We start from the raw sequence: 23,848 nt of genomic DNA, 5'->3' as shown, positions 1-23,848 counted from the left end.
GCCGGGGGCGGAATCAGGAACCCACGCGCCGTGCGTCGCGCAGTCGGGCATAGGTCTCGAGCCATCGCGTCACCACGGCGTCGAGAGAGTAATGGGCGAGGATGCGCTCGCGATTGGCCGCGCCGGCCGCCTGGCGCACGCTCGCGTCGGCGTGCAGGTGGTGAATCAGGGCGTCGCCCAGCGCCTGCGCATCGCCCACGTGCACCAGCGTATTGGCCGGGCTGCTGCCAACCAGTTCGCGCACGCCCCCGCAATCGGTCGATACCACGGGCAAGCCGCTGGCCATCGCCTCGCCGATCACCAGCGGTAATCCTTCCCAGGCAGACGACATCGCGTACACATCTGCGGCACACATCCATTGCGCAATGTCGTCGCGACGCCCGAGCAAGGTGACGGCACCGGCAAGCCCGCGAGTATCGATGAGTGCCTGCACCGAGGTGCGCAACGGTCCGTCACCCGCGATGAACAGGCGTGCTTCGGGCAATTCACGCAGCACATGCGAGAACGCGTCGATCAGCGTCGGATAGTCCTTCGCTTCGACCATCCGGCCGGCGGCGAAGACGATCGGCGCGGCGTCGGATGACGTTGCCCGAACGGCGGCGCGCCACTGCGAACGCGCTTGCGCGTCGGGACGGTAGCGTGCCGTATCGATGCCGTTGGGCATGCTCGCGATACGTGCGGCAGGGGCGGCGCGCTGTGCGACGAATGCCGCCACGGCGTCCTCGCTGACGTTGGTCGTCAGGTCGGTCCACCGGTCGGTCAGCCGGTAGGCCAGCATTCGCAGACGCCCCCCTTCATTACGGCTGTGGGCGCTAGTCACAAGCACCGGCATTCGCACAAACCAGCGCGCCACGCGTGCGAGCAGATTGGCATGCACCATGTGGGCGTGCACCACATCCGGTTGCCACGCTCGCAGGTGCGAGACGAGCCGCCGCAGCGCACATGCGAGCGACCACGGCGTCTTGTTCGCTTTCAGTTCGATGCGCGTGAGTCGTGGCGATTCCGGCAAGTCGATCGCGCACGTCCCGGTCAGCGAGATCAGATCGACGTCGTGACCGCGCGCGAGAAACCCCCGGGCGAGATCCGCGACCTGGGTCTCGGCGCCGCCCAGTTGCATACCGGTGACGAACAAGGCAATTCTCATCGTGCGCTCTCTGGCGTTGACTTCCCCTCGGTCCAAAGGGCTTCCCAACGTGCTGCGATGGCATCGGGCCGGAAGGCCTGCGCATGCGCGTAGCCGGCCAGCCCGAGTCTGCTTCGCAGCGAAGCATCGCCGATCAGGCGGGACAGCGCGCCCGCCAGTGCATCGAGGTCGCCGTCGTCCACGACGAGGCTGTCGACCTCGTCGTTCAGCAACGCGCGCGGGCCGGCGTCGGCAGCGTAAGCCACGATAGGTACCGCATACGCCTTCGCTTCGATGAGCACCAGTCCGAAGCTTTCGCGTCGTGACGGAAGGCAGTAGATCGCCGCTCGCGCGTAGTACTGCGCGATGTCGGTCACGGCGGGAAGCACCTCGACACTGTTGGCGACGCCCGCGTCGCGTGCTTGCGCGCGCAGGGCATCGCGCAACGCCCCGTCGCCCACGATGCGCACGCGCCAACCGGGGGCGTCGTGCGCAATGCGTGCCCAGGCGTCGATCAGCCGGTCGAAGCCTTTCTCCGGAATAAGACGTCCGACGGCCAGAATGCAGCAATCGTCGAGGTGCTCCGGCGCCATGCCGGGGATCGCAATGCCGAGCGGATTGGGCAGCGCGACGAACTGCGCACGGGCGGTCGGATGCTGCCTCTGCCAGGCGCTGCGATCGGCCTCGGTGAGGACAACGACGGCGTCGTATCTGCGTGCTGCCAGCGCGCGTGCCCACCGGCGTGCGCGCCGGCCGAGGTCGCTGGCATACGTGCTGTGCTCCCAGGCCACGCGATGCAACGGCAGGCCGAGCGTGGCGGGCACCGTGTAGAGCGCGAGCATCGGGTCGACGTCGATCATCACATCGATGGCATGCTCTCGCACGTAACGCCGCACCTGCTGCACGATGGACAAATAGTGACGTTTGAAGGCCACGCGCTCGGCGAACATCGCGTGATGCGCCACGCCCGGCGCCAATGGGAAGACGGGGGTGTGGCCCCAAAGCGAGAGCACATGCACGCGATGCCCGCGTGCCGCGAGCGCATTCGCCAGTGTGGCCGCCGCGCGCTCGGCGCCGGCAAAGGCCGCGAGCGTGCCGGTGAACAGACAGACCGTGCGCGGGCCGGTGGAATGCGGAGTATGAGCCGGTGTCATCGTGTCAGTCCCGTCGCAGCAGCCAGACGCCAACCACCAGCGCGGCCGCATAGCCCGCGCCGAAGCCGAGTGCCCCGGCGAGGGCGCCGAATTGCGGTGCGAGCCCGCGTACGACAACGAAAGCCACCGCGGCGGCACACAGCCATTTCGCGATGACCCAACGTCCGGCACCGCGACGAATCAGCGTCAGATTGAGGGCAGCGTCGGCGAACACGAGAATCCCCATGAGTGCCGATACGCGCAGAATCTGCGCGGACTCGGCAAACCCTGCACCGTAAATCAGATGCACGATCCAGGGGGCCAGCAGCGCAATCGGAATCGCCAGGCTCGCCCCCGCGGCCACCATCAGCCATACGGCGCGCACGGTGTTGCGCCTCGCGGTGGCATTGTCGGCCGTCTGGAAAATCAGTTGCGGCGCCAGCGAATTCGCGATGATCGGCGCGACAAGCACGAAGTTCTCCGTGATCTGCATGGCGGCGGCGTAGGCGCCCAGCGCCGAGAGCGGAATGAGCGGTTTGAGCACGAGCTGGTCGATGCGCTTGAAGAGAATCATGAGCATCAGCCCGCCCCAGAACGTCATGCCGCTGGCGAGCAGATCGAGCAAAAGTTGGCGTTGCCAGATCACCGGCGTCTTAGGCGAATGCTTCAGGTAATAGCGCACGAGCAACGCGGCGGCCACGATAGCCTCAATGGCGTAGACGACGGCGAACGCGGCAACCGGCGCATGCATCAGGAATAGCACGGCCACGAGCGCGAGCTTGACGCCCAGCCCGCAGAGGTTGGCGCTCACGCTCGGACGGTTGAAGGTGCGCGCCTGAAGCCATGCGATCACGATGCCGAAGGGTTCGCGGAACCAAAGCGCCACGCCGAGCCAGAGGGCGACGGCCACCAGGTCGGACTCCGCGAAGCCGATGAGGTAAACGGCGAGAATCGTGTAGGCGACGGCGGCGGCGGCCAGACGCAGTACGAAGGCGTGTGCGATGACCGTGCGTTGGTCGGCCTCGGGCTTGCCGACCAGACGCGGCACCACGACCTCGCTGCCGCACAGCAGCGTGAGGGACGCAGCGAGGAACACGAGCGATTGCGCGTATTGAAACAGGCCGAACTGTGCGGCGCCGAGACTGCGGGCCAGAAGGCCGGAGACTGCGATGCCGCCGGCGATCTGCGCGCCGCGCTCGGTCAGCATCCAGAGGATGTTGCGAATGATGGTGCGATAGGGCATGTGGCGCTCGCGCGGCTCACTCGTTCTCAAGATAAGCAAAACCGGCCTTGCGAGGCCGGTGCGGGTGGACTTCACGCGCTTGTCATGTCGTGCAGCTACCGAGGCAGGCCATGACTGACAGGGTTTCGGGACGCGCCGCAGTGCAGCGAAGTCCCGTATAATTTTAACGTAATGCAGCCGTTCCCGGCCGGGCTTCCTGCCGGGATTTGGCGTTTGTGGCGCGGCCGGCGTGTTCCTCGCGGCCAAGGCGTTCGCAACATCCGGCTCGTAGTGGGGGCGGGCAGGCAACAAGCCGGGCCCCCCGCAATGGATGCTCATTTCTCCCCTCGTTTCCGAGAGACGCTTTCCCATGACGCAAACCACGCAAGTTTCGCCTGCGATTTTCAAGGCATATGACATTCGCGGCATCGTTGGCAAGACCCTGGATGCCAACGTTGCGAACCTGATCGGCCGCGCGTTCGGCACCGCCCTGCGTCGCGAAGGCGGCAATGCCGTCGTCGTCGGCCGCGATGGCCGGTTGTCCGGCCCCGAGCTTGTCGGCGCACTCTCCGACGGCCTGCGTGCCGCAGGCGTGGATGTGGTCGATATCGGCGTCGTCGTCACGCCGATGGTGTACTTCGCGACGAACATCACGCTGCACGGCCGGGTTGTCGATTCCGGCATCATGGTCACGGGCAGCCACAATCCGCCCGATTACAACGGTTTCAAGATGGTGCTGCGCGGCCGCGCGATTTATGGCGATGCCATCCAGGGCCTGGCGAAGCTGATCGAACAGCAGGACTTCGAAACGGGTCAGGGCACGTACACGGCCGACGAGATCGGCGAGTCGTACCGCGCGCGCATCGCCAACGACGTGCATCTGGCGCGTCCGATGAAAATCGCGGTGGACTGCGGCAATGGCGTGGCGGGGGCTTATGCACCGGCGCTGTTCCAGTCGCTGGGTTGCGATGTCGTCGAACTGTTCTGCGAGGTGGACGGCACGTTCCCGAACCACCACCCGGACCCTGCGCACCCCGAAAATCTTCAGGACCTGATCAAGACGCTGCAGACGACCGACGCGGAAATCGGTCTGGCGTTCGACGGCGACGGCGATCGTCTCGGCGTGGTCACCAAGGACGGTCAGATCATCTATCCGGATCGTCAGTTGATGCTCTTCGCCGCCGAAGTGCTGAGCCGCAACCCGGGCGAGAAAATCATTTACGACGTGAAATGCACGCGTAACCTCGCGGACTGGGTACGCGAACACGGCGGCGAGCCGCTCATGTGGAAGACGGGCCACTCGCTGGTCAAGGCCAAACTCAAGGAAACGGGCGCACCGCTCGCGGGCGAGATGAGCGGCCACGTGTTCTTCAAGGATCGGTGGTACGGTTTCGACGACGGCCTGTACACGGGCGCGCGTCTGCTCGAAATCCTGTCGAAGGCCGCTGACCCGAGCGCAGTGCTCAACGCGTTGCCCAATTCGATTTCGACGCCCGAGCTGCAGATTCCGCTGGCCGAGGGCGAGAACTTCGCGCTGATCGACAAGCTGCGCGAGACCGCCAGGTTTGACGGGGCGAAGGACATCATCAAGATCGACGGCCTGCGTGTCGAATATCCGGATGGTTTCGGACTGGCCCGTTCGTCGAACACTACGCCGGTGGTCGTGCTGCGTTTCGAGGCCGATAGCGAAGCGGCCATCAAGCGCATTCAGGACGACTTCCGCCGCGCCATTCTGGCTGCCAAGCCCGACGCGAAGCTGCCGTTCTGACGCGAGTTCCGGGGGTGCCGCCGGCGGATGCGGCCCCTCCGGCACAAGCCGCACGAAGGCGAGCGCGGGACGCTGCAAGGACGCTGTGACCGGAACACGGGGGCTAAAGATGCCCATCGAGGATGTCCGGCGCGCCGGGTCGGGGTAAAATCGCGGTTTTGCTCACGAGGCCCGGCCGAACCGCCGGAGCGTTCGGTTGCAGGTTCTGATCGTCAAAGTCTCGTCGCTCGGCGACGTTGTCCACAACATGCCCGTGGTGCAGGACATCCTGCGCCAGTATCCCGACGCCCAGATCGACTGGGTGGTGGAAGAGGGCTTCGTCGACCTCGTCAAACTCGTGCGCGGTGTGCGCCGCGTCATTCCCTTCGCCCTGCGCCGCTGGCGCAAGAAGCCGCTCGCGGCGCGCACCTGGCAGGAAATCGGCACGTTCCGCCGCACCCTGCGCGAAACCCCCTACGACTACGTGATCGACACGCAAGGCCTGGTCAAGACCGGCTGGATTGCGCGCACGGCGCGAGGCGAGGTATGGGGACTGGGCAACCGGACCGAGGGGGCCAGCTACGAGTGGCCCGTGCGTTATCTGTACCGTCACATGGTGCGCATCGAGCCGCACACGCACGTGGTGACGCGTTCACGGCTGCTGGTGGCCGGGGCGATGGGCTTCAATGTGCCGGACGAGATCGACTTCGGCATTGCCACCGAGCGGGCAGACCACAGCCAGTGCCCGGATCGTCCGTATGCGGTGTTCGTGCATGCGACCTCGCGCGACGACAAGACCTGGCCTGAAGACGACTGGGTGGCGCTGGGCCGGGATCTGGCCTCGCAGGGTTTCGCGATCGTGTTGCCGTGGGGCAGCGCTGCCGAGCATGAAGTCTCGCTCAGACTGGCCGCGGCGTTGGGGAAAGACGCCTGGGTGCCGCCGAAGATGAACCTGTCGCAGGTTGTCGGCCTGATCGACCGCGGCGCGATCACGGTGGGCGTGGACACGGGGTTGGTACATATTGCCGCAGCGCTGAACCGTCCCACCATCGAGCTATACAATTTCAGCACCGCGTGGCGCACCGGCGGATTCTGGTCGCCGCGCATCATCAATCTTGGCGACGCGCAACACAGGCCAACGCTCGCGCAAGTGCGCGATGCCGTGCGTCAACTCGCGCCGTCGCCGGCACCTGTGGTGAGTGGCGACGCCGCGTCCGGAGAGGATAGAAGCGTATGAGCCAAACAAACGCAAGCAACCAGATCGTCACCGTCGAATCCGGCAACTGGCAGGGCGGGCAACTGTCGATACCGCGCGAGACGCTCGTGGCCGATGTCGAGGCGGGCAAGGTGCTCTACTTCCCGCACCTGGCTTTTACTATCGAGGCCGGGGAGCAACGCTTGCTCGATCCGGCGATTGCCGACCCCAAACGCAAGAACATCAGCCTCGATCCCAAGACCGACGTGCTTGTCGGTGTCGCGGCCGACGACGCCACGCAGCGCGCCGTTCACGCCTTGGTCAAGCGCTACTACGCGCAGGCATGCAGCCTGATCGACGGCTTGCTGCCCGAGTATCGCGGCAAGCTGCGCGCGGCGCCTACGAGCTTGCGTCTGCATCAGGTCGAAACGCGCCAGACGTCGTGGCGCAAGGACGATGCCCGCCTGCACGTCGATGCTTTCCCGTCGCGTCCGAACTACGGCGAGCGCATCCTGCGCGTGTTCACCAACATCAACCCGGCAGGCCAGCCGCGTGTCTGGCGCGTGGGCGAACCGTTCGAAGACGTGGCCAAACGCTTCCTGCCGAAAGTGCCGGCGCAATGGCCGGGGTCCGCATGGTTGCAGAACGCCGTGGGTATCACCAAGCGTCCGCGCAGCGGCTACGACCACGTCATGCTGCACCTGCATGACGGAATGAAAGCCGACATGGGCTACCAGCGCGACGCCGATCAGCAGACCATACCGTTCCCGCCGGGCAGCGTTTGGGTCTGCTTCTCCGACCAAACGTCGCACGCGGTGATGTCGGGGCAGTTCATGATGGAGCAGACGTTCTTTCTGCCCGCCGAAGCGATGGTGCACCCCGAGTGCTCGCCGCTGGCGGTACTGCAACGCCTCACGCATCGCGCGCTCATCTGAATGTTGCTGCGTCTCGTCTATCGCGCACTCTGGTGGATCGTTGCCCCGTTGGCGGTGATTCGCCTGTGGTGGCGCGGCCGGTTTGAACCCGGCTATCGCCGTCACATCGGGGAACGCTTCGGGTTTTACGATTCACCGCCATACACCGGCCGCCCGCTGATCTGGGTGCACGCCGTCTCGGTTGGGGAGACACGTGCCGCGCAGCCGCTGATCGACGCGCTGCTCGAACGCTATCCGTCTCACGGCATTCTGCTCACGCACATGACGCCTACCGGGCGCGCCACGGGCGACAACCTGTTCGGCGATCGTGTGCTGCGTTGTTATCTGCCTTACGACATGGTCGGGCCGATCCGGCGGTTTCTGATGCAATGGCGACCGAGCGTCGGCGTGGTGATGGAGACGGAAGTCTGGCCGAACCTGATCTTCACCTGCCGTGAAAGCGGCGTGCCGCTGGTGCTGACCAATGCGCGAATGTCGGCGCGTTCGTTCCGGCGTGCCGCTCGCTTTGGCGATGCCGCCAAGCCCGTCTTCGGCGGTTTCAGCCGTGTGTTCGCGCAGAGCGATGCCGATGCCGAACGGCTTCGCATGCTGGGGGCGAACGATGTCGATGTGATGGGCAATCTCAAGTTCGACATGACGCCGCCGCCCGCACTGCTCGCGCTGGGCGCACGGTGGCGCGAGCGCTTCGGCGACCGAAAGGTCTGGCTGGCGGCGAGCACGCGCGACGGCGAGGAAGCGCTGGTGCTTCAGGCTCGCGCGATGCTCGCGGCTGCTTCGGACGTCGGACGTCGCTCGCTGCTGGTGCTCGTGCCGCGTCATCCGCAGCGCTTCGACGAAGTCGCGGCGATGCTGTCGAGGGTGCGCCTGAATTACGTTCGACGTAGTGCCTGGCCCGACGACAACGCGCCGCTGCCTGCCGACGTCGACGTCGTGCTCGGCGATTCGATGGGCGAGATGGCGGCGTATTTCTCTGCGGCCGATGTCGCGTTCATCGGCGGGAGCCTGTTGCCGCTGGGCGGTCAGAATCTGATCGAGGCCTGCGCGGCAGGCACGCCAGTCGTCTTCGGTCCGTACATGTTCAACTTCACGCAGGCCAGCGAAAACGCGCTGACGGCGGGGGCGGCGCTGCGCGTCAGCGATGCCGGCGAACTCGCCACGGCCTTGACCGATCTGCTGCTCAACGACGACCGTCGTCTTGCGATGCGCACCGCCGCGACGCTGTTCGCCAAGCAGCACCAGGGCGCGACGGCGCGCACCGTGACTGCGCTGGGCCAGTGGTTGGACGTGAGCTTCACCGCCCCGCAGGACTGATTCGGCGACCGCGCTGGACGTTGTCGCGCACGTCGAAAAAACAAAATGCCTCGCATGCCGGACTGGCGATGCGAGGCATTTTGCTATGCGCTTTCGCGCCGCTGCCATACGCGGCACGACGCGACGCGCTGGGCGATCAGCGTCGCATGGGCGGTGCCGTGATTCCCGGTCGCACGCCACGCGCGGGCAATCCGGCCCCGGCGCCGACGGGCGTGGCTTCGCGAGCACCCGCCATGGCCGCGGAAGCTTCCGGATTCTCCGTGAGCAACGCGTTAAGCAACTGCAAGTCCGTGTCGACGAGTGTGGCGGCGCTGGCTTTGAGCTGAAGGCTCGAGAGCAGCGTGCTATAGCGCGCCTTGGCGAGGTCGCGCCGGGTGGTGAAGAGCTTATCTTCGGCGTTGAGCACATCGGCGTTGATGCGAATGCCAACCTGATAGCCGAGCTTGTTCGACGCCACCGAGGATTGCGCCGATTGTTCGGCTGCTTCAAGTGCCTTCACCTGTGCCAGTCCGCTCGATACGCCAAGATAGGATTGGCGCGCGTTGAAGACAGCCAGGCGTCGCGCGTCATCCAGATCTGTCATGGCCTTGTCTTCCAGCGCAAGCGTCTGGCGCATCTTGCTCTGCACCGCGCCGCCAGAGAAGATCGGAATACTGATCTGAATGCCGATCTGTCCGGCGGAACTCGGTCCCGCGCCTTGGCTCGACGGGCTCGACATGGACGACGTGAGCAGACTGTTGGCGTTGCCGACATTCGAGTGCGCTCCGGCGGCGACCAGATCGACCGACGGCATATAACCCGACTTGGCCTTGGACGTTTCGCGGCGAGCGGTCTCGAGTGTGAGCGTTTGCAATTGCACGGCGTAGTTGGCCTGCTCCGCCTGCGCGACCCAGTCCGCCACGTTGTTGGGCTGGGGCGAGGGCAGCGTCGCGCCTGCGCGCAGCGTGGCGAGCGAGCCGACCGGATGCCCGACGATCCGCGCGAAGGCGGCACGGCGTACATCCAGCGTGTTCTGCGCCGCGATCTCCTGCGCGGTGGCCTGATCGAAGCTGGCTTGCGCTTCGTTGGTGTCGACGATCGTGGCGTTGCCGACCTCGAAATTCCGCTTGGCGGACGCGAGCTGTTCGGCGATGGCCTGCTTGTGCGTGCCGGCTAGCGCCAGGTCGTCTTGCGCGGCGAGCACGTCGAAATATGCGGTCGCCACGCGCAGGATCAGATCCTGCTCCGCTTGCGCAAACGAAGCCTCCGCACTCGCGACCGTCAGCTTGCCCTGCTGATACGACTGCCAGCTATCCCAGTGGAAGAGAGGCTGCGTGAGCGCGAGGCCGTAGCCGCTGCTGACGAACGTGTTCGAGACATTCCCCGAGCCGTAGTGCGTATTGACGGAGCCCCAGCGCGCGGTGACTTGCGGCAGGAGGGCGGCGCGGGCCTGCGGCAATGCCTCGATGTTGGCGAGGTAGGCCGAGCGGGCGCTGGCGATCAGCGCGTCGCGGTTTTGGGCTTCGCTGTAGAGCTGGAGAAGGTCGGTCGCGCAGGCGGGTGCGGTGTGAACCATGAGGGCCGCGAGCGTCGTCGCCATGACGAGGGCGCTTGCGGAGACAGTGCGCCGCGCAGGCGCACGCTTGGCCGCGCGCTCACGCGCGGCAAGCCTTGAGGGGCGCACGGCCCTGGCTCAGTAAGTCGGCATCGACGGATCGACCTGGCGAGCCCAGGCATCGATTCCGCCGTCCAGATTGAACATCTGGGAGAAACCTTGTTGTTCCAGAAACATTGCGGCACGCGCGCTGCGCATGCCGTGATGGCAGATGCACACGATGGGCGTATCGGCGTCGAGTTCCGTCAGACGGGCGGGCACATCGCCGAGCGGCACATTCTTGCTTTGGGCGATGTGGCAGGTCTGCACTTCCCAATCCTCACGCACGTCGAGGAGCGTGGGTTGACTGCGGTCCCGGTCCGCGAGCCACTGGGCCAATTGCGCCGGTGTAATGTTTTGCATGATGTTCGTGTGGTCGTATGGGTGGCGTCCGGCCCTCGTTGATTCCCGCAGGCATTCGCCCCACAAAAGGGGTGCGGGACCGGTCCGCTCGCGGCATTCCGGGGCGTGCCATCCGCGACCGGACGGCACGTCACCCGGCAGCCGGGCTCAGAACTTGAAGCTCGACGGATGCGGCGCGACCAGATAGGCCACTTGCGTCTCGAACATGTTTTCGGTGCGGTACTCGGTCTCGGAGATGCGTGTGATCAGCTTCGCTTCCATGACCGGGCTGCCACCGATGAAGGCTGCCAGACGGCCACCGACCTTCAGTTGGTCGAGGAACGCTTGCGGCAGTTCGGCCAGGGCACCCGAGATGGCGATCACGTCGTACGGTGCGGCGGCGCTCCAGCCTTGCGCGCCGTCGGCGTTGATTACTTCCACGTTGGTCACGCCGTTGGCGCGCAGCGTCTGCTGGGCAGTTTGCGCGAGATTGGCGTCGAACTCGATGGTCGTTACGTGATGGGCGTTGTAGGCGAGCAGGGCCGCCATGTAGCCCGAGCCCGTGCCGATTTCGAGCACGTTTTCGTTCTTCTTCGGCGCGAGCGCTTGCAGGATGCGCGCTTCGACGCGCGGGAACATCATGTGCTGGCTCTTGTCGGGAATGGCCGCGCCCGGCAGCGGCAGTTCAACGTCGGTGAAGGCGAGGGCGCGCTGGGCCGTCGGCACGAATTCCTCGCGCTTGACGAGCTTGAGCAGATTGAGCACCTCTTGATCGAGCACGTCCCAGGGACGGATTTGCTGCTCGATCATGTTAAAGCGGGCCTGTTCGTAATTCATTTCGGTTACCGTGGGTAGTAGGCAAACACAACCCGGCATTTTACCAGTTCCGGGCGGCAGTCATTATGACGCGTGAACTTTTGCCGCATCGGCGGCGCAAGGGCGGTAGGTACAGCGGCTGAGCAGCGGTTATGCCGCAGCCTTGGGCGCGACCGGCTGGGCGACCCGTGCCAGGTAGGCGCCGCACATTGTCGCTATCTGATCGGCGATCTGTCCCGCCAGCGTTTCGCAGCAGGCGCCTGGGGGCGCGCGGTTCTCCAGAATCGCCTTGATGGGGCCGCTCATCGAGTTCAGGAACACGAAGGCGACCGTCTCGGGATCGTCGAAATGCGCTTCGCGTGCGGTTTTCAGCATGGCAACGGTGGCGGCGTGCATGCGCGTGGCCGCGCCGGCAAACACTTCCCGCCCGTCCAGATCTTCCGAGAGCCGGTACAACGCCTGTGCTTCCTCGATGTCCGTCATCTTGGCGCCGACGTACGCCTTGGCGAGCGAGCGCGCCATCACGTCGAGCGGCTGCCCGTGAGAGGCGACGCATGTGGCCTCCACCGACTCGACGATCCGGTCGATGTGCCGCCCAAGCACCGCGTAGAGCAAGACCTGTTTGTTCTGGAAGTACTGATACAGGGTGCCGACGGACACCCCCGCACGCTCGGCAACGCGAGTCGTGGTCAGTTGGCGCCCGCCGTCGAGCAGCAAAACCTGAAGCGCGGCTTCGAAAATCGCATCGATCGTAACCCGTGAGCGCGCCTGCTGCGGCGATTTACGGGGTGTTGCGCGGCCTTGGCTGTCCGGTTTCATATGCGAATGGAAAAGCTGAAGGATTCTTCATAAACTCGATGCTAACAAATTTGCGTGCGGTCTGGCGCAGCACAACAGAGATTTCGACGGGAGCAGTGATGAAACGGGACGCAATCGAGAGCGCGGTACGCGAGGACGCCGAACGTCATCTGGGAAGCGTGGCATTGGTGACGGGTGCGACGCGGGGCATTGGGCACGAAGTGGCGCGCGCGCTGGCCGAGGCCGGCATGACGGTACTCGTAGGGGCACGAGAGGAAGCCAAGGGAGAGGAAGTCGTTGCACCGCTGCGCAAGGCGGGGTTTCAGGCGGAGACGTTGGTGATCGATCTGCTCAGGCCGGAGACGCTGCACGCGGCGGCTTATCGCATCGGCCGCTATCACGGGCGGCTCGACGTGCTGGTGAACAATGCGGGCGTGACCGATCCGCGCGACGATACCCCGGAGAAAGCCTCCATCGAAGCGGTCGAGCGTGTCTTCGCCACCAACTTTTTCGGGACATTGCGCGTGACCCAGGCCATGTTGCCGTGGCTGGCGCGCTCGGCGCGGGCGCGTATCGTCAATGTGTCGAGCGGCCTCGGTTCGCTAGCGCACAACAACGATCCGGCGTGGGAGCACTCGGCGTTCCGGCAGATCGGATTCAATGCGTCGAAGGCGGCATTGAACATGTTGACGGTGCAGCTCTCGCAAACGTTGCGCGAGACGTCGATTACGGTGAACTCGGTCGATCCGGGCGCCCCCGGCGACCTCGCACTCGATGCGAGCGGCAAACGGGCACGGCAGGGGCTGGCTGAGGGGGCGCGCAGCGTGCTGATGCTGGCGCTCGGCGAGCGCGGGCCGGTCACCGGCGGGTTCTTCGACGTCGGAGGCAGTTTGCCCTGGTAGGCCGGGGGCCGGCGGCCGAGACGTCCGCTTCGTCACTCGCGGTAGAATGCGCGGCCCGAACCGGTGTCGCCCTGTGAGGCTGACGCCGTGCCCCCTGCATTCCCCCGATCCACTCATGAACTGCCGATCCCACTGCGCGGCGTGTTGCATCGCGCCTTCCATCTCGACGCCCATTCCCGGCATGCCGAACGGCAAGCCGGCGAACACCCGTTGCGTGCAGTTGGACGACGACGGCCGCTGCCGGATCTTCGGCAGCGCGCAGCGTCCGGCGGTCTGCGGCTCGTTGCAGCCGTCGGCCGAGATGTGCGGCGAGGATCGCGCGCAGGCGATCGCGTGGTTGTCGCAACTCGAAGCGATGACGGCGCCGATAGTGGCGTGAGCGGGCACGCCGAGGTGCAATGAGGCGTCTTGAAGCGTAGAAGCGAGTCACAAGCGAATGCTATAGTCGCGCGTATCGGGCGCCCCGCGCCCTGTAGCGGAATGTGACATGCCGGGTAGCACTCAGTCAGATCAATCAATTCGTGAGCAGTGCGAGACACCTGTCGCACGGCAAACGCCAGAGGTTTCACGCCGTCGTTGGCTGGCGTTGACGGGGGCGGCTGCCCTCGCTGCGGGGCTGGCGGCTTGCGCGGGATTGCCGTTCGGCAACGACTACACCTTCTCGGAAAGTCAATTGCAGCGCGCGCTTGAGCGTAAGTTTCCGTTCGACCGCCGTGTGTTGGCCGTGCTCGACGTAAACCTTACGCATCCCCGGCTGACCTTGTTGCCGGAGAGCAATCGTCTGGCGGTATCTGTCGACGCCGCGGTAACGCATCCGCTGGGCGGCGCGCCGCTTACCGGTACGCTCGCCATCGACAGCGCGCTTGCGTACGATCCCGCCACGATGTCGGTCGTATTGCGTGATCCGGAAGTCGAGACCTTCACGATCGATGGGTTGCCCGAGCGCTGGTCACGGCAACTGAACGCCGCAGGTGCCTTGATTGCGACGCAGTTGCTGCAAGGCACGCCTATCTACACGTTCAAACCCGAGCAGCTCAACATCGGCGGCGTGGCGCGTCAGCCGGGCACGATCACCGTGCTTTCGCACGGGGTGAACGTCAAATTCGATTCTCGCTGACGGCGCGCCTGTCTTCCTAACCTTCTATTCAAGACCTCTCAGGAACTCATTGCATGGACTTGTTGCTGGCGTTCAAAGCCGTCATTCTCGGTGTAGTCGAAGGTCTGACCGAATTTCTGCCGATCTCGTCGACCGGTCACCTGATTCTGGCCGGCAGTCTGCTCGACTTCAACGACGACAAGGGTAAGGTCTTCGAGATTGTGATTCAGTTCGGCGCAATTCTCGCCGTATGCTGGGAGTTTCGCGTCAAGATCGCGCAGGTGGTGGCAGGCCTCGGTAGCGATGTGAAGGCACGTCGCTTTGCGGTGAACGTGATCGTTGCGTGTCTGCCGGCCATCGTGCTCGGTCTGTTGCTCGGCAAGCACATCAAGGCGGCATTGTTCAATCCGACTGTTGTGGCCACGGCGTTCATCGTGGGCGGCGTGATCATTCTGCTGGTGGAACGGCACAACCGTCGCAATGCCGACGCGGGCAAGCTGCCGCGCGTGAATTCGATCGACGACCTCTCGTTTGCCGACGCCCTGAAAGTCGGCTGCGCACAGTGCCTGGCGCTCGTGCCGGGCACGTCGCGTTCGGGGGCGACGATTATCGGCGGGATGGTGTTCGGGCTCGAGCGCAAGGTGGCCACCGAGTTTTCGTTCTTCCTCGCGATCCCGATTTTGTTCGGCGCCACCCTTTACGAACTCTACAAGGCGCGCTCGACGCTGTCGGTCGACGATGTCAGCCTGTTCGGCATCGGCTTCATCGCGGCGTTCATCAGCGCCTTCATTTGTGTGCGTTGGCTGCTGCGCTACATCGCGTCGCACGATTTTACGGCGTTCGCGTGGTATCGCATCGTGTTCGGGCTGGTGGTGCTGGCCACCGGTTACAGCGGGCTGGTTGTCTGGGCTGACTGAGCCGACGCACGCGACACGGGCAGCAGAACGAAGAACGAGGAAGGGGCACCGCGTGGTGCCCCTTCTTCATTTCCGCAATGTCCGCGATGGGCTTCAGCCACGCTTGCGGAACACGAGATCCCACACGCCGTGGCCAAGGCGCAGGCCGCGATTCTCGAACTTCGTCACGGGACGATAGTCCGGACGGGGTGCGTAATCGGCCGCCGTATTTTCAAGCGTGGCTTCGCCGCCGAGCACTTCGAGCATCTGCTCGGCATATTCCTGCCAGTCCGTCGCACAGTGCAGATAGCCGCCCGGCTTCAGACGCGAGGCAAGCAGTGCCACGAACGGCGGTTGCAGCAGGCGGCGCTTGTGGTGGCGCTTCTTGTGCCAGGGATCGGGGAAGAAGACATGCACGCCGTCGAGCGAGCCTTCCGGCAGCATGTGTTGAACAACTTCCACGGCATCGTGCTGAATGATGCGCACGTTCGACAGAGGTGTCTCGCCGATGAGCTTGAGCAACGCGCCCACGCCCGGCTCGTGCACTTCGACACCGAGAAAATCGTCCGCCGGGCGCACCTTCGCGATGTGCGCGGTGCCATCGCCCATGCCGAAGCCGATTTCGAGGATGCGCGGTGCATCGGCGCGCCCGAAGGCGGCGGGCCAGTCGAGCGGCTCGGGCACATACGGCAGCACGAACTTCGGGCCGAGCGTATCGAAAGCACGCTTCTGCGCTTCCGAGCTGCGTCCGGCGCGGCGCACGAAGCTGCGAATGCGGCGCGGGTGCGCTACGCCGTCCGGTCCGACGAACGTCTCGTCTTCGCCCGTGGCATGGGATTGCGGCGCGCCGATGTCGGCGTCGTCGTCGTGGGCCGGTTGCGCGTCGTCAGCCGGCGGTTGTCCGTGGTTCGTCATGGAAACAGAAAGCCGTCTGGGACGACGGCTTGTCGAGGTGTGCTGCGGCGGGCGGCATATCCGGCATTACGGCCTGATGTCAGCGCCCAACACGATGATTTTTCAAAGGATTTTCCCGCGCCGTGGCGTCGGGAACGGGCTCGATTATCCACCGGAACCCCCTCCACTGGCAAGTTGGCGTCCCGCTTATGCCGGCCGGACGACCTGAGTGTCCTCCGGCGCCACGGGCCGGCCGTCGCGAGTGGTCGGCTGCAAATCGGCCAGCGGCTTGCCGGTTCGCGTGTCGATCAGCGTCGAGTGACGCTCGCGCCGCTCGAAGCGGTATTTCTCTCCCCACTGCCGCAGTGCCACGATCAGCGTGAAGAGTTCGCGGCCCTGAGGCGTCAGCACATATTCCTGGTACGACGTGCCGTCCGAGGCGGGCTGCACCGAGAGGATGCCCGCCTCGACCAGCGTGCGCAGACGCGTCGTCAGCATGCTGCGCGCCACGCCGAGGCTGCGTAGGAAGTCGCCGAAACGGCGCACGCCATCGAAGGCGTCGCGCACGATGAGCAGGCTCCACCGGTCGCCGATGACGTCGACCGTGCGCGCGACGGGACAGGTATCCAGCGACGGGGCGGGCACTTCGGATCGGGTTTGCGTCATGTTGAAGGCGTTTTGCAGGAGCGAAAATTGAGTTTTATTTTAAGACTGGTTTGGTTATGATCCAACAAGTCTCAATTTGAAACTAGTTTTGGGGACTTCATGTCATCGTGTCCATCGACGAATGTCGCGTCTGCGCCATCGAACGTGTCCCGAGCCGCGCACCGAATGCCGCGAGCGCTTGTGGCGATTTTCGCGTGTGCAGCGGGGCTGAGCGTCGCCAACGTCTACTACGCACAGCCCTTGCTCGATGCGCTGGCGGACGACTTCGGGATCTCGCGCGGCGCGGCGGGTGGTGTGGTGAGCGCGACGCAGGCGGGGTGTGCGCTGGCATTGCTGTGCCTCGTGCCGTTGGGCGACCAGTGTGAGCGCAGACGCCTCATGCTTGCGCAACTCGCGCTGCTGACGTTGAGTCTGCTGGCCGTGTCGGCGGCAGCGTCTGCCGTGGCGCTGCTGCTTGGCATGACGCTCGTCGGCATGCTGGGCACCGCGATGACACAGGGCCTCATCGCCTACGCGTCGAGTGCTGCGGGTGAGCATGAGCGCGGATGTGTCGTCGGTGCCACGCAGGGAGGCGTGGTCGTCGGTCTGCTCCTGGCGCGAGTCATGGCGGGCGGCATTGCCGACGTCGCCGGATGGCGCGGCGTGTATCTGGCGTCGGCGGCGGCAATGGTGGTGCTTGGCGCAGTGCTTTGGCGCGCGTTGCCGCGTCAGCCGACATCGGGTACGCGGCAGCGCTACGTCGTGCTGCTGGCGTCGATGTTCCGTCTGTTGCGCGAAGAGCGCACGTTGCAGATTCGCGGCATGATCGCGTTGCTGATGTTCATGGCGTTCAGCATTTTCTGGAGCGCTTTGGTGTTGCCGCTGTCCGCTGCGCCGTTCCACTTCTCGCATACGAGCATCGGCGCTTTCGGGCTCGTTGGCGCGGCGGGGGCGCTGGCCGCAGCGCGCGCGGGCTATTGGGCAGACCGTGGGTGGGCGCAGCGCACGACCGGCGTCGCTCTCGCGCTGTTGGTGTTTTCGTGGCTGCCGCTGGCGGGCTTGCAGGCGTCGCTGGGCTGGCTCATCGTGGGCGTCTTGCTGCTCGATCTCGCCGGACAGGCGATTCACGTCACGAATCAGAGCCTGATCTTTGCGGCGCGCACCGATGCCCCGAGCCGTCTCGTGGGGGCGTACATGCTGTTCTACGCGACGGGCAGTGGCCTGGGGGCGGTCGCTGCGACGGCAACTTACGCGGCTTTTGGCTGGATGGGCGTGTGTGTACTCGGCGCGAGTGTGAGCCTGACGGCGCTCGCGTTCTGGGCGGCGACGTTGCGCGCGATGCCGGTTACCGCCGCCGGCCGGCGTTAGCGAGCCTTCGCGCGTGACGGCTTGGTGACGGTGGCGGCGCGGGCAGCGGGCTTGTTGCCGAGCACGCCGGTCGTCTCCATGTCTTCGAGCCACGAGAGGGCATCTGCATGGCGCAGGAAATGCCGTAGATAGTCGGGCGAGACGTCGTGCATGAGTGAGAGCGCGCGGTGCACCAGATGGCTGGAGTTGAGCGGCCCTGCGTTTTCCGGCACCTGCGCGAGCGACTGACGGAGATTGCCGTTGGTGCTGAGCTTCGACCACGTCTCGCGAAAGTACTCGAGAACATCGAGGTCTTCGAAGGCGTCGTCGGTGGAAATGACCGTCGGTGTGACGGGCACGGTCATCGGCGAGGGTGACACGGCGGGGCGTTGTTGCGGCGCCGACGACACGCTGCCTGGTTGAGCGGCCTCGCGCGCCGGTGGCGTCTGACTTGCCGGCGTTGCCGCTCGGCCTCTGGCAGGTGCCTTTGCCGGTGCGGGACGCTCTCCCGTGCCCACTCGTTGCGCGATGTCGGCCGTGAGTACGGCGAGCGGCGACGATGCAGGCTGCGAGGTCTGACGGCTTTCATCGGAGGGCGCCACCGGCGCGTCGCCAAGCGATTGTACGAGTTCGTCGACGAGCGTCTTCAACCGCTCATCGAGCACACGTCGCACATCCCCCGTGTAGGCACGGCTGCGCAGCGCCAGGGCTTCGATGCGATGAAACCGTGCCGGATCGCGTTTATCGACGCCTTGCATCCGCCACGCGGCGAGTTGCGCCGGCAATGCGTCCGATGCCTCAGGCGCGGGCGTTGCCGGCGTCGCAATCGTTTCGTCGCACTCGACGCGCATCGCCTCACGCATGGGGCTTGCCCACACTGCTGGCGCTGCTGCGCGGCATCGGCGCGATTTCCACGCGCCGGTTCTTCGCGCGGCCGGTTTCGTCGGCGTTCGACGTGACGGGTTGCTCGGCACCGAACGCTGCCGAGAAAATCGATGACGGCGGCACGCCTGCGGCAATCAATTCGCGGGTGACGGTGAGTGCCCGCTGGGCCGACAACTCCCAGTTATCGGCGAATCGCCGGTTCGTCTCACGCACCTGCTGATCGTCGGTGAAGCCGCTGACCATGAGGATTTCGTCGCTTGCGCGCAGATAGGCGCTCAGCGGGGCGGCCAGACTGCGCAGCACTTCACGCCCCTGTGGCTGCAACTGGTCCGAGTTCAGCGCGAAGAGCACGTTGCCGCTGATGCCGATGCGGCCGTTCACGAGCGTGACGCGGCCGCCGGCGAGCGGCCCGGCAAGCGCGTGCTCGAGTGTCTGGCGGCGTTGCGTTTCGGCACGCCGCTCCTTCACTTCGCGTTCGAGCTTGGCGGACAGTTCGATCTGCACGCCGATCACGCCCAGCATGATGAGGACGAACGCGCCGAGCATCACCGACATCAGATCGCCGAAGACGGCCCACGTCGGCGCTGCGGCACCGACATCGCCGCTGTCTGCGATATCCGCGTCGAAATCTTCCCTCATGCTGCCACGCTACCCGGTTGTGCCCGCGTCTGCGCCATATCCTGAAGGTTCTCGAGAATCTGTTTCTGCGACATCACACTCAGTTCCACCACCTCACGCGCCTGTGCGACGTAGTAGCCAAGCTGTTCGTCGCTGCGCGCCATCGACTTGTCGAGCGCGGCTTCGATGCGTTGCAGATGCTCGAGCAATTGCGTGTTCGATTCACCGAACGATTGCACGGCTGCCCCGAAGGCGTCGCCAAGGCTGGCGATTTCCACGGCGCTGCCGGTGACCTGTGCCGATGCGGCGGCGAGCTTCTCGGTCTGAGCGGTGATGGCGTCGCCCAGGTTCGTGCCGGCGCGCTCGAGCAATTGCGCGGACGTCGTGACCAGTTCATCGACGGCGGCGCGTTGCTCGTTACCGGCGTGCGTGACGGTGTCGAGCAGCGTGCCCAGCGTGTCAAGCAGGCGCGAGCGTTCGTCGAGCATGGCGTTGTCGCGCACCATGCTGTCCGAGAGCTTCTGACGCAGTTCGCCGATGATCTCGGCGGCGGCTTTCGGCGCTTCGGACGCGGTTTGCACCAGACGCGAGATCTCGGCAATGGTGTCGCTGGCATTGGCGCGCGTCTGTTCGGACATATCGAGCGCGGTGCGGGCGAGCGTGTCGCAGATGGCCTGTTGCTGGCTGGCGGTTTGTGCGCCGACCTTCTGCCATTCCGAGCGCAGCGTGGCGAGCGTGCCTTCGAGCGTTTCGGTCCACGCGGACAGGCGCTGCGTTTCGCGCTCGGCGGTGGCGTCGTGATGCGCGGTGTTGGCCGCGTTCAATGCTTGAAGCAGCGACGCGCTGTGCTGCGTCAATGCCCCGGTCGTTGCGGCGACGAGTTGCTGGTTGCCGTCGGCCAACCGCTCGCTCGTGCGTGCGTGTTCTGCGATGGCGTCGCGCCATGTTTGTGCGACGTTTTCCGACGTCGAGTCCATTTGTGCCGAGACACTTTGCAGCAGTTGCGAAGCGCGCGCCTCGAAGGTTTCGGCAAAGCGCACGAGTGCGCCGCCCAGATCGCGTGCGAGCGCATCGTTTGCGGACTGCTGCGCCGTGAGCGCTTGTTTCCATTCCCCGGACACGACTGCGGCCGTCTCCGATACGCTGTGCATCGCGCCTTCGGTGCGCTGGCTTACGCCATCGATCAAGTGTGCCGAGCGTTGCTCGAAGGTCTCGGTGAAGCGGGTGAGCGCGGCGGCGAGTTCGGTGTTCAGCGCGGCGTTGGCCTGCTGTTGCAGCGCGATCGATTGATCCCACACCTGCGCAACCCGCTCATGTGCCCCGGTGACATTTCCGCTGGCGGCGTCGAGCTTGGTGGCGACATCGGCAAGCAACGTTTGGGAGCGGGCTTCGAACGTTTGTGCGAAGCGTTCCAGCGCGATGCCGAGATCCTGTGTGAGGGCGTCGTGCGAGCGCTGTTGTTGAGACAGGGCTTGCTCCCACGCCTGAGCCACGGTCGTCTGCGCAGTCGCAATGCTGCCCGTGGCGTTATCGAGGCGCGTAGTGACGTCGGCGAGCAGGCCGGCTGAACGTGTCTCGAAGGTCTGGGCAAATTGCGCGAGCGTCGCGCCAAGATCCTTGGCGAGCGAGTCGTTGGTGCGCTGTTGCGCGGCGAGCGACGTCTCCCAGGTGTGGGCGACCCCGGCATGGGCGCTGCTGACTTGTCCGGTGACGGCTTCGAGGCGTGTGGCGACATCGTCGACCAGGCGCGCGGCGCGCGTGTCGAACGTCTGTGTGAACTCCCCCAGGGCGGTGCGCAGACCGGTCGCGAGCGATTCGTTGGTGCGCAATTGAGCGTCGAGCGAATCTTTCCAGACATTCGCCACGCGTTCGGTGGTGGCTTCGAAGCGATCGGACAGGCCGTCCATTCGATCCTGCATCGCGCCGGCGACGGTCTGATGCCACGATGCTGTTTCACGCGCGAGACTCGCCATCGTCGCTTCGACTTCCGGCCGGATGGCGGCGCCGGCGGCACTCGCCGTAGTGGCCACACTGTCCTTCAGATATTGCTGCATGGCGCTGGTGAGTTGCGCGTAGGACGCATCGGTCTTCGCGTGAAGCGCGTCCTGATTGGCGGCGAGTCGTTCGCCAAGCGCCTGACTCTGGCGCTCCATCGCGGCCATCATGTCTTGCAGCCGGTCGACGAGGGCGGGCATGACCGTCGCCTGTTGCGTAAGGAGTTGCAACGTGGTTTCGCGTTGATGCTGTTGCGAGAAGCCGCGCAACGTCGTGACGATATGGGCGTCGAGCGATTGCACGACTTGCGCGCGTTGCTTACGGGCGAGCGCGGCCAGCAGGCCTAGCATGGCCGAGGTAGCGACACCGGCCACCGACGTGCCGAATGCGAAGCCGAGGCCCTTTACCGGAGACGCCAGCGAGGCACGAATTGCTTCGAGATCGGTGGCGCCTTCGAGCGCGAGGCCGGTGCCGCGCAGCGTGGCTGCCATGCCGAGGAAGGTGCCGAGCATACCCAGCAGCACGAGCAGTCCGACGAGGTACGGCGTGAGGGCCGGGCCGGGCAGGCCGACGCGCTCGCCTTCGACGCGCAGGCGCACGGCGGTGCGCAGCCCGGCAGGGAGCGTATCGAGCCACGAGGGCAGCGACGCGGGCGCTGCGTTCAGGCCGGAGACGGCATTGGCGAGGGCGTCGGTCGCTTGATGGAAGCGTTTGAGTTCGAGGGCGCCGATGAGATAGACGGCGGCGATCAGCAGGGCGACGGCCAGCGCGAGGGTATTGGTGCCTGCATAGCCGATGGCGATCCAGCCGACGACGGCAAGACCAGCGGCAAAGGCAACGAGATCAACGAGGTAACGGGTCATGTTGTCCGGGTTCACTAACGTTTTCGCCGGGGTGAATCGAAGTGAGGGCGGCGATCAGCCCTTCGATCGGTTCAAGGCGTATATCCAGTTCCGCAAGCAGAATGCTTTGCATGTCCCGGTGGAAGGTGTCGAGCCACGTGCCGGCGGGCGCGAGCGGCGGTGCGCCGGGCACGCGCGGGGCGGCCATCGCCGCCTGCTCCGTGTCGCGCAGCCGCACGAAGTGCGCTTCGAGCAGATTCGGCACGCTGGCGAGCAGTGTGCGCTCACGTGCGCCCATGACGCGCTCCATGACGGTGTCGACGCTGGCGAGCCGCGCGGTGTCCGGTGATTGCGCGGCCAACTGTCCGCGCAGACGGGTGCGCAGGGCGCTGATTGCCGTGTCCATCGTCTGTTGCGACGTCGCATAGCGTTGCCGATAGGCCGGAAACTCCGCAAAGGACGCTGCCCGTTGACGCTCGGCGGCGCTCAATGCCCGGATCTGCCCGCCGGGCGCGGCGGCGAGACCGCAATCGCGGGCAATCGCTGCGGCGAGGTCTGCGCGTACGCGTGCCAGTTCGCTTGCCGGGCCGTGCGCAGCCGCGCGCACGCCGGGCATTGCGGCGGGCGGAGGGGCTTTGAGGGCCGACGACAGGGCGATGGCGTCGGTCCAGCCAACCCACTGACTCATGCGGTCCGACAGCGACGGCGCAGCTTCGGGCGGCGTGAACGTGCTGATACGGGCCAGAGAGCGGATGAGGGTGGGGGCGCTGATAACGGGACGCCGGGGCACTTGCACCATTCCACTGAGGGGTCAAAAACCCAGCAGTTTACACTGCGCGCGCCTCCCCTTTGCCGCTCGACACTCGGGCGGGGGACTTGACGGGCGTGACGAGGCCGGTTCGGCGACTCGTCATGGCCGGATGGCGGCTGTCTGGTGCTGTCTGGCCGCCGTGCGACGGCATTGCCACTGCCGTTACCCCTGGCGCATGCGCCGACTGTGATTTATCTCAGTTTTCGCGATCCACTGCGGGGTATATCGTTGACCCAACTCGCGACAAACGCGAAACAACGAAGCAAACACTGGAGGTGTGAAATGGGCTGGGGACTTCTTTGTGACGGATTGGTGACGGTGGGTACGTGGGCAAGCCGGGCTGCGCCGGTGGCCAAGTTTCTCTCCGACATGGCTGATCTCTTGATGTAACGCGCGATAGGCGAAATCGAATCGAATAACGAGTGGAGGTGTGAAATGGGCTGGGGACTTCTTTGCGACGGATTGGTGACGGTAGGTACGTGGGCAAGCCGGGCTGCACCGGTGGCCAAGTTTTTCTCCGATATGGCCGATCTCCTGATGTAAAGCGCGGCAAGCGAAATCGAATCGAATAACGAGTGGAGGTGTGAAATGGGCTGGGGACTTCTTTGCGACGGATTGGTGACGGTAGGTACGTGGGCAAGCCGGGCTGCACCGGTGGCCAA

At 65.4% G+C, this 23,848-nt stretch carries 22 protein-coding genes; 9 read left to right on the top strand and 13 right to left on the bottom strand.

All coding sequences use genetic code 11. From position 1 onward, the window contains the following. Positions 1–13: 13 nt before the first annotated feature. The 3 genes from C266_RS24305 to C266_RS24295 are packed head-to-tail and all read right to left on the bottom strand — an operon-like array spanning position 14 to position 3,499. Positions 14–1,144, bottom strand: a complete 1,131-nt coding sequence (locus C266_RS24305) for a glycosyltransferase (RefSeq protein WP_010804072.1) — start codon at positions 1,142–1,144, stop codon at positions 14–16. Next, positions 1,141–2,277 (bottom strand): glycosyltransferase family 4 protein, encoded by a 1,137-nt coding sequence (locus C266_RS24300; RefSeq protein ID WP_010804073.1) that lies wholly within the window; start codon positions 2,275–2,277, stop codon positions 1,141–1,143. The genes C266_RS24305 and C266_RS24300 overlap by 4 nt, the downstream gene beginning before the upstream one ends. A 4-nt stretch (positions 2,278–2,281) precedes the next feature. Further along, the gene (locus C266_RS24295) at positions 2,282–3,499 is read right to left on the bottom strand and encodes an oligosaccharide flippase family protein (protein WP_010804074.1); all 1,218 of its coding nucleotides are present in this window, start codon (positions 3,497–3,499) and stop codon (positions 2,282–2,284) included. Between the two features lie 349 nt (positions 3,500–3,848). Here C266_RS24295 and C266_RS24290 point away from each other — a divergent pair, with 349 nt between their 5' ends. The 4 genes from C266_RS24290 (at position 3,849) to waaA (ending at position 8,666) form a co-directional block, all read left to right on the top strand. Next, positions 3,849–5,246: a phosphomannomutase/phosphoglucomutase gene (locus tag C266_RS24290; protein WP_010804075.1), complete on the top strand. Its 1,398-nt coding sequence runs from the start codon at positions 3,849–3,851 to the stop codon at positions 5,244–5,246. Positions 5,247–5,493: 247 nt separating this feature from the next. Next, positions 5,494–6,462, top strand: coding sequence for a lipopolysaccharide heptosyltransferase I (gene waaC / locus C266_RS24285; protein ID WP_246831228.1), 969 nt, complete (start codon positions 5,494–5,496; stop codon positions 6,460–6,462). Continuing rightward, entirely contained in the window at positions 6,459–7,355 is an 897-nt protein-coding gene (locus tag C266_RS24280) for a Kdo hydroxylase family protein (protein ID WP_010804077.1), read from the top strand. Before waaC ends, C266_RS24280 begins: the two co-directional genes overlap by 4 nt. A gap of 3 nt (positions 7,356–7,358) precedes the next feature. Then, entirely contained in the window at positions 7,359–8,666 is a 1,308-nt protein-coding gene (gene waaA / locus C266_RS24275; RefSeq protein ID WP_081636411.1) for a lipid IV(A) 3-deoxy-D-manno-octulosonic acid transferase, read from the top strand. 136 nt (positions 8,667–8,802) lie between these two features. On the opposite strand, the gene C266_RS24270 is transcribed toward waaA, so the two are convergent. The 4 genes from C266_RS24270 to C266_RS24255 all read right to left on the bottom strand — a co-directional run bounded on the left by C266_RS24270 (position 8,803) and on the right by C266_RS24255 (position 12,276). Further along, positions 8,803–10,245 (bottom strand): TolC family outer membrane protein, encoded by a 1,443-nt coding sequence (locus C266_RS24270; protein ID WP_010804079.1) that lies wholly within the window; start codon positions 10,243–10,245, stop codon positions 8,803–8,805. A 93-nt stretch (positions 10,246–10,338) separates the two neighbouring features. After that, positions 10,339–10,662, bottom strand: a complete 324-nt coding sequence (locus tag C266_RS24265; RefSeq protein WP_010804080.1) for a rhodanese-like domain-containing protein — start codon at positions 10,660–10,662, stop codon at positions 10,339–10,341. A 147-nt stretch (positions 10,663–10,809) separates the two neighbouring features. Continuing rightward, a complete protein-coding gene (locus tag C266_RS24260) occupies positions 10,810–11,478 on the bottom strand; it encodes a protein-L-isoaspartate O-methyltransferase (protein ID WP_010804081.1) in 669 nt (222 codons plus the stop codon). Between the two features lie 129 nt (positions 11,479–11,607). Beyond that, a complete protein-coding gene (locus tag C266_RS24255) occupies positions 11,608–12,276 on the bottom strand; it encodes a TetR/AcrR family transcriptional regulator (RefSeq protein WP_010804082.1) in 669 nt (222 codons plus the stop codon). Between the two features lie 98 nt (positions 12,277–12,374). Here C266_RS24255 and C266_RS24250 point away from each other — a divergent pair, with 98 nt between their 5' ends. The 4 genes from C266_RS24250 (at position 12,375) to C266_RS24235 (ending at position 15,170) form a co-directional block, all read left to right on the top strand. Then, positions 12,375–13,157, top strand: a complete 783-nt coding sequence (locus C266_RS24250) for an SDR family NAD(P)-dependent oxidoreductase (RefSeq protein ID WP_010804083.1) — start codon at positions 12,375–12,377, stop codon at positions 13,155–13,157. Positions 13,158–13,272: 115 nt separating this feature from the next. After that, positions 13,273–13,536, top strand: a complete 264-nt coding sequence (locus C266_RS24245; RefSeq protein WP_036664316.1) for a YkgJ family cysteine cluster protein — start codon at positions 13,273–13,275, stop codon at positions 13,534–13,536. A 108-nt stretch (positions 13,537–13,644) separates the two neighbouring features. Continuing rightward, on the top strand, positions 13,645–14,274 hold the full coding sequence (locus tag C266_RS24240) for a DUF1439 domain-containing protein (protein WP_081636395.1): 630 nt from the start codon (positions 13,645–13,647) through the stop codon (positions 14,272–14,274). Positions 14,275–14,327: 53 nt separating this feature from the next. Continuing rightward, positions 14,328–15,170 carry an undecaprenyl-diphosphate phosphatase gene (locus tag C266_RS24235; protein ID WP_010804086.1) on the top strand — a complete coding sequence of 281 codons (843 nt, stop codon included), beginning with the start codon at positions 14,328–14,330 and terminating at the stop codon, positions 15,168–15,170. Positions 15,171–15,263: 93 nt separating this feature from the next. Here the strand turns inward: C266_RS24235 and trmB are convergent, their stop codons facing one another. Continuing rightward, positions 15,264–16,064: a tRNA (guanosine(46)-N7)-methyltransferase TrmB gene (gene trmB / locus C266_RS24230; protein WP_010804087.1), complete on the bottom strand. Its 801-nt coding sequence runs from the start codon at positions 16,062–16,064 to the stop codon at positions 15,264–15,266. A 186-nt stretch (positions 16,065–16,250) separates the two neighbouring features. Further along, the gene (locus C266_RS24225; protein WP_010804088.1) at positions 16,251–16,709 is read right to left on the bottom strand and encodes a helix-turn-helix domain-containing protein; all 459 of its coding nucleotides are present in this window, start codon (positions 16,707–16,709) and stop codon (positions 16,251–16,253) included. A gap of 99 nt (positions 16,710–16,808) precedes the next feature. Here C266_RS24225 and C266_RS24220 point away from each other — a divergent pair, with 99 nt between their 5' ends. Then, positions 16,809–18,056, top strand: a complete 1,248-nt coding sequence (locus tag C266_RS24220; protein ID WP_144265917.1) for an MFS transporter — start codon at positions 16,809–16,811, stop codon at positions 18,054–18,056. Here the strand turns inward: C266_RS24220 and C266_RS24215 are convergent. The 4 genes from C266_RS24215 to C266_RS24200 are packed head-to-tail and all read right to left on the bottom strand — an operon-like array spanning position 18,053 to position 23,174. Then, on the bottom strand, positions 18,053–18,898 hold the full coding sequence (locus C266_RS24215; RefSeq protein ID WP_010804090.1) for a DUF2894 domain-containing protein: 846 nt from the start codon (positions 18,896–18,898) through the stop codon (positions 18,053–18,055). The two genes, C266_RS24220 and C266_RS24215, sit on opposite strands and share 4 nt — an antisense overlap. After that, positions 18,891–19,559 (bottom strand): OmpA family protein, encoded by a 669-nt coding sequence (locus C266_RS24210; protein WP_010804091.1) that lies wholly within the window; start codon positions 19,557–19,559, stop codon positions 18,891–18,893. The genes C266_RS24215 and C266_RS24210 overlap by 8 nt, the downstream gene beginning before the upstream one ends. Beyond that, complete coding sequence (locus C266_RS24205) at positions 19,556–22,396, bottom strand: DUF802 domain-containing protein (RefSeq protein WP_010804092.1); 2,841 nt, start codon at positions 22,394–22,396, stop codon at positions 19,556–19,558. Before C266_RS24205 ends, C266_RS24210 begins: the two co-directional genes overlap by 4 nt. Continuing rightward, positions 22,377–23,174: a DUF3348 domain-containing protein gene (locus C266_RS24200; RefSeq protein WP_010804093.1), complete on the bottom strand. Its 798-nt coding sequence runs from the start codon at positions 23,172–23,174 to the stop codon at positions 22,377–22,379. The genes C266_RS24205 and C266_RS24200 overlap by 20 nt, the downstream gene beginning before the upstream one ends. Positions 23,175–23,848 lie beyond the last annotated feature (674 nt).

The organism is Pandoraea sp. SD6-2 (genome assembly GCF_000389825.1).
Classification (GTDB): domain Bacteria; phylum Pseudomonadota; class Gammaproteobacteria; order Burkholderiales; family Burkholderiaceae; genus Pandoraea; species Pandoraea communis.
This window is presented reverse-complemented; position numbering and strand designations above follow the sequence as displayed.

Bases quoted from the DNA above. Each gene is read 5' to 3' on its own strand.
- C266_RS24305 (WP_010804072.1), bottom strand. From the start codon at position 1,144: ATGAGAATTGCCTTGTTCGTCACCGGTATGCAACTGGGCGGCGCCGAG.
- C266_RS24300 (WP_010804073.1), bottom strand. From the start codon at position 2,277: ATGACACCGGCTCATACTCCGCATTCCACCGGCCCGCGCACGGTCTGT.
- C266_RS24295 (WP_010804074.1), bottom strand. From the start codon at position 3,499: ATGCCCTATCGCACCATCATTCGCAACATCCTCTGGATGCTGACCGAG.
- C266_RS24290 (WP_010804075.1), top strand. From the start codon at position 3,849: ATGACGCAAACCACGCAAGTTTCGCCTGCGATTTTCAAGGCATATGAC.
- waaC (WP_246831228.1), top strand. From the start codon at position 5,494: ATGCCCGTGGTGCAGGACATCCTGCGCCAGTATCCCGACGCCCAGATC.
- C266_RS24280 (WP_010804077.1), top strand. From the start codon at position 6,459: ATGAGCCAAACAAACGCAAGCAACCAGATCGTCACCGTCGAATCCGGC.
- C266_RS24270 (WP_010804079.1), bottom strand. From the start codon at position 10,245: ATGGCGACGACGCTCGCGGCCCTCATGGTTCACACCGCACCCGCCTGC.
- C266_RS24265 (WP_010804080.1), bottom strand. From the start codon at position 10,662: ATGCAAAACATTACACCGGCGCAATTGGCCCAGTGGCTCGCGGACCGG.
- C266_RS24260 (WP_010804081.1), bottom strand. From the start codon at position 11,478: ATGAATTACGAACAGGCCCGCTTTAACATGATCGAGCAGCAAATCCGT.
- C266_RS24255 (WP_010804082.1), bottom strand. From the start codon at position 12,276: ATGAAACCGGACAGCCAAGGCCGCGCAACACCCCGTAAATCGCCGCAG.
- C266_RS24250 (WP_010804083.1), top strand. From the start codon at position 12,375: ATGAAACGGGACGCAATCGAGAGCGCGGTACGCGAGGACGCCGAACGT.
- C266_RS24245 (WP_036664316.1), top strand. From the start codon at position 13,273: ATGAACTGCCGATCCCACTGCGCGGCGTGTTGCATCGCGCCTTCCATC.
- C266_RS24240 (WP_081636395.1), top strand. From the start codon at position 13,645: ATGCCGGGTAGCACTCAGTCAGATCAATCAATTCGTGAGCAGTGCGAG.
- C266_RS24235 (WP_010804086.1), top strand. From the start codon at position 14,328: ATGGACTTGTTGCTGGCGTTCAAAGCCGTCATTCTCGGTGTAGTCGAA.
- trmB (WP_010804087.1), bottom strand. From the start codon at position 16,064: ATGACGAACCACGGACAACCGCCGGCTGACGACGCGCAACCGGCCCAC.
- C266_RS24225 (WP_010804088.1), bottom strand. From the start codon at position 16,709: ATGACGCAAACCCGATCCGAAGTGCCCGCCCCGTCGCTGGATACCTGT.
- C266_RS24220 (WP_144265917.1), top strand. From the start codon at position 16,809: ATGTCATCGTGTCCATCGACGAATGTCGCGTCTGCGCCATCGAACGTG.
- C266_RS24215 (WP_010804090.1), bottom strand. From the start codon at position 18,898: ATGCGTGAGGCGATGCGCGTCGAGTGCGACGAAACGATTGCGACGCCG.
- C266_RS24210 (WP_010804091.1), bottom strand. From the start codon at position 19,559: ATGAGGGAAGATTTCGACGCGGATATCGCAGACAGCGGCGATGTCGGT.
- C266_RS24205 (WP_010804092.1), bottom strand. From the start codon at position 22,396: ATGACCCGTTACCTCGTTGATCTCGTTGCCTTTGCCGCTGGTCTTGCC.
- C266_RS24200 (WP_010804093.1), bottom strand. From the start codon at position 23,174: ATGGTGCAAGTGCCCCGGCGTCCCGTTATCAGCGCCCCCACCCTCATC.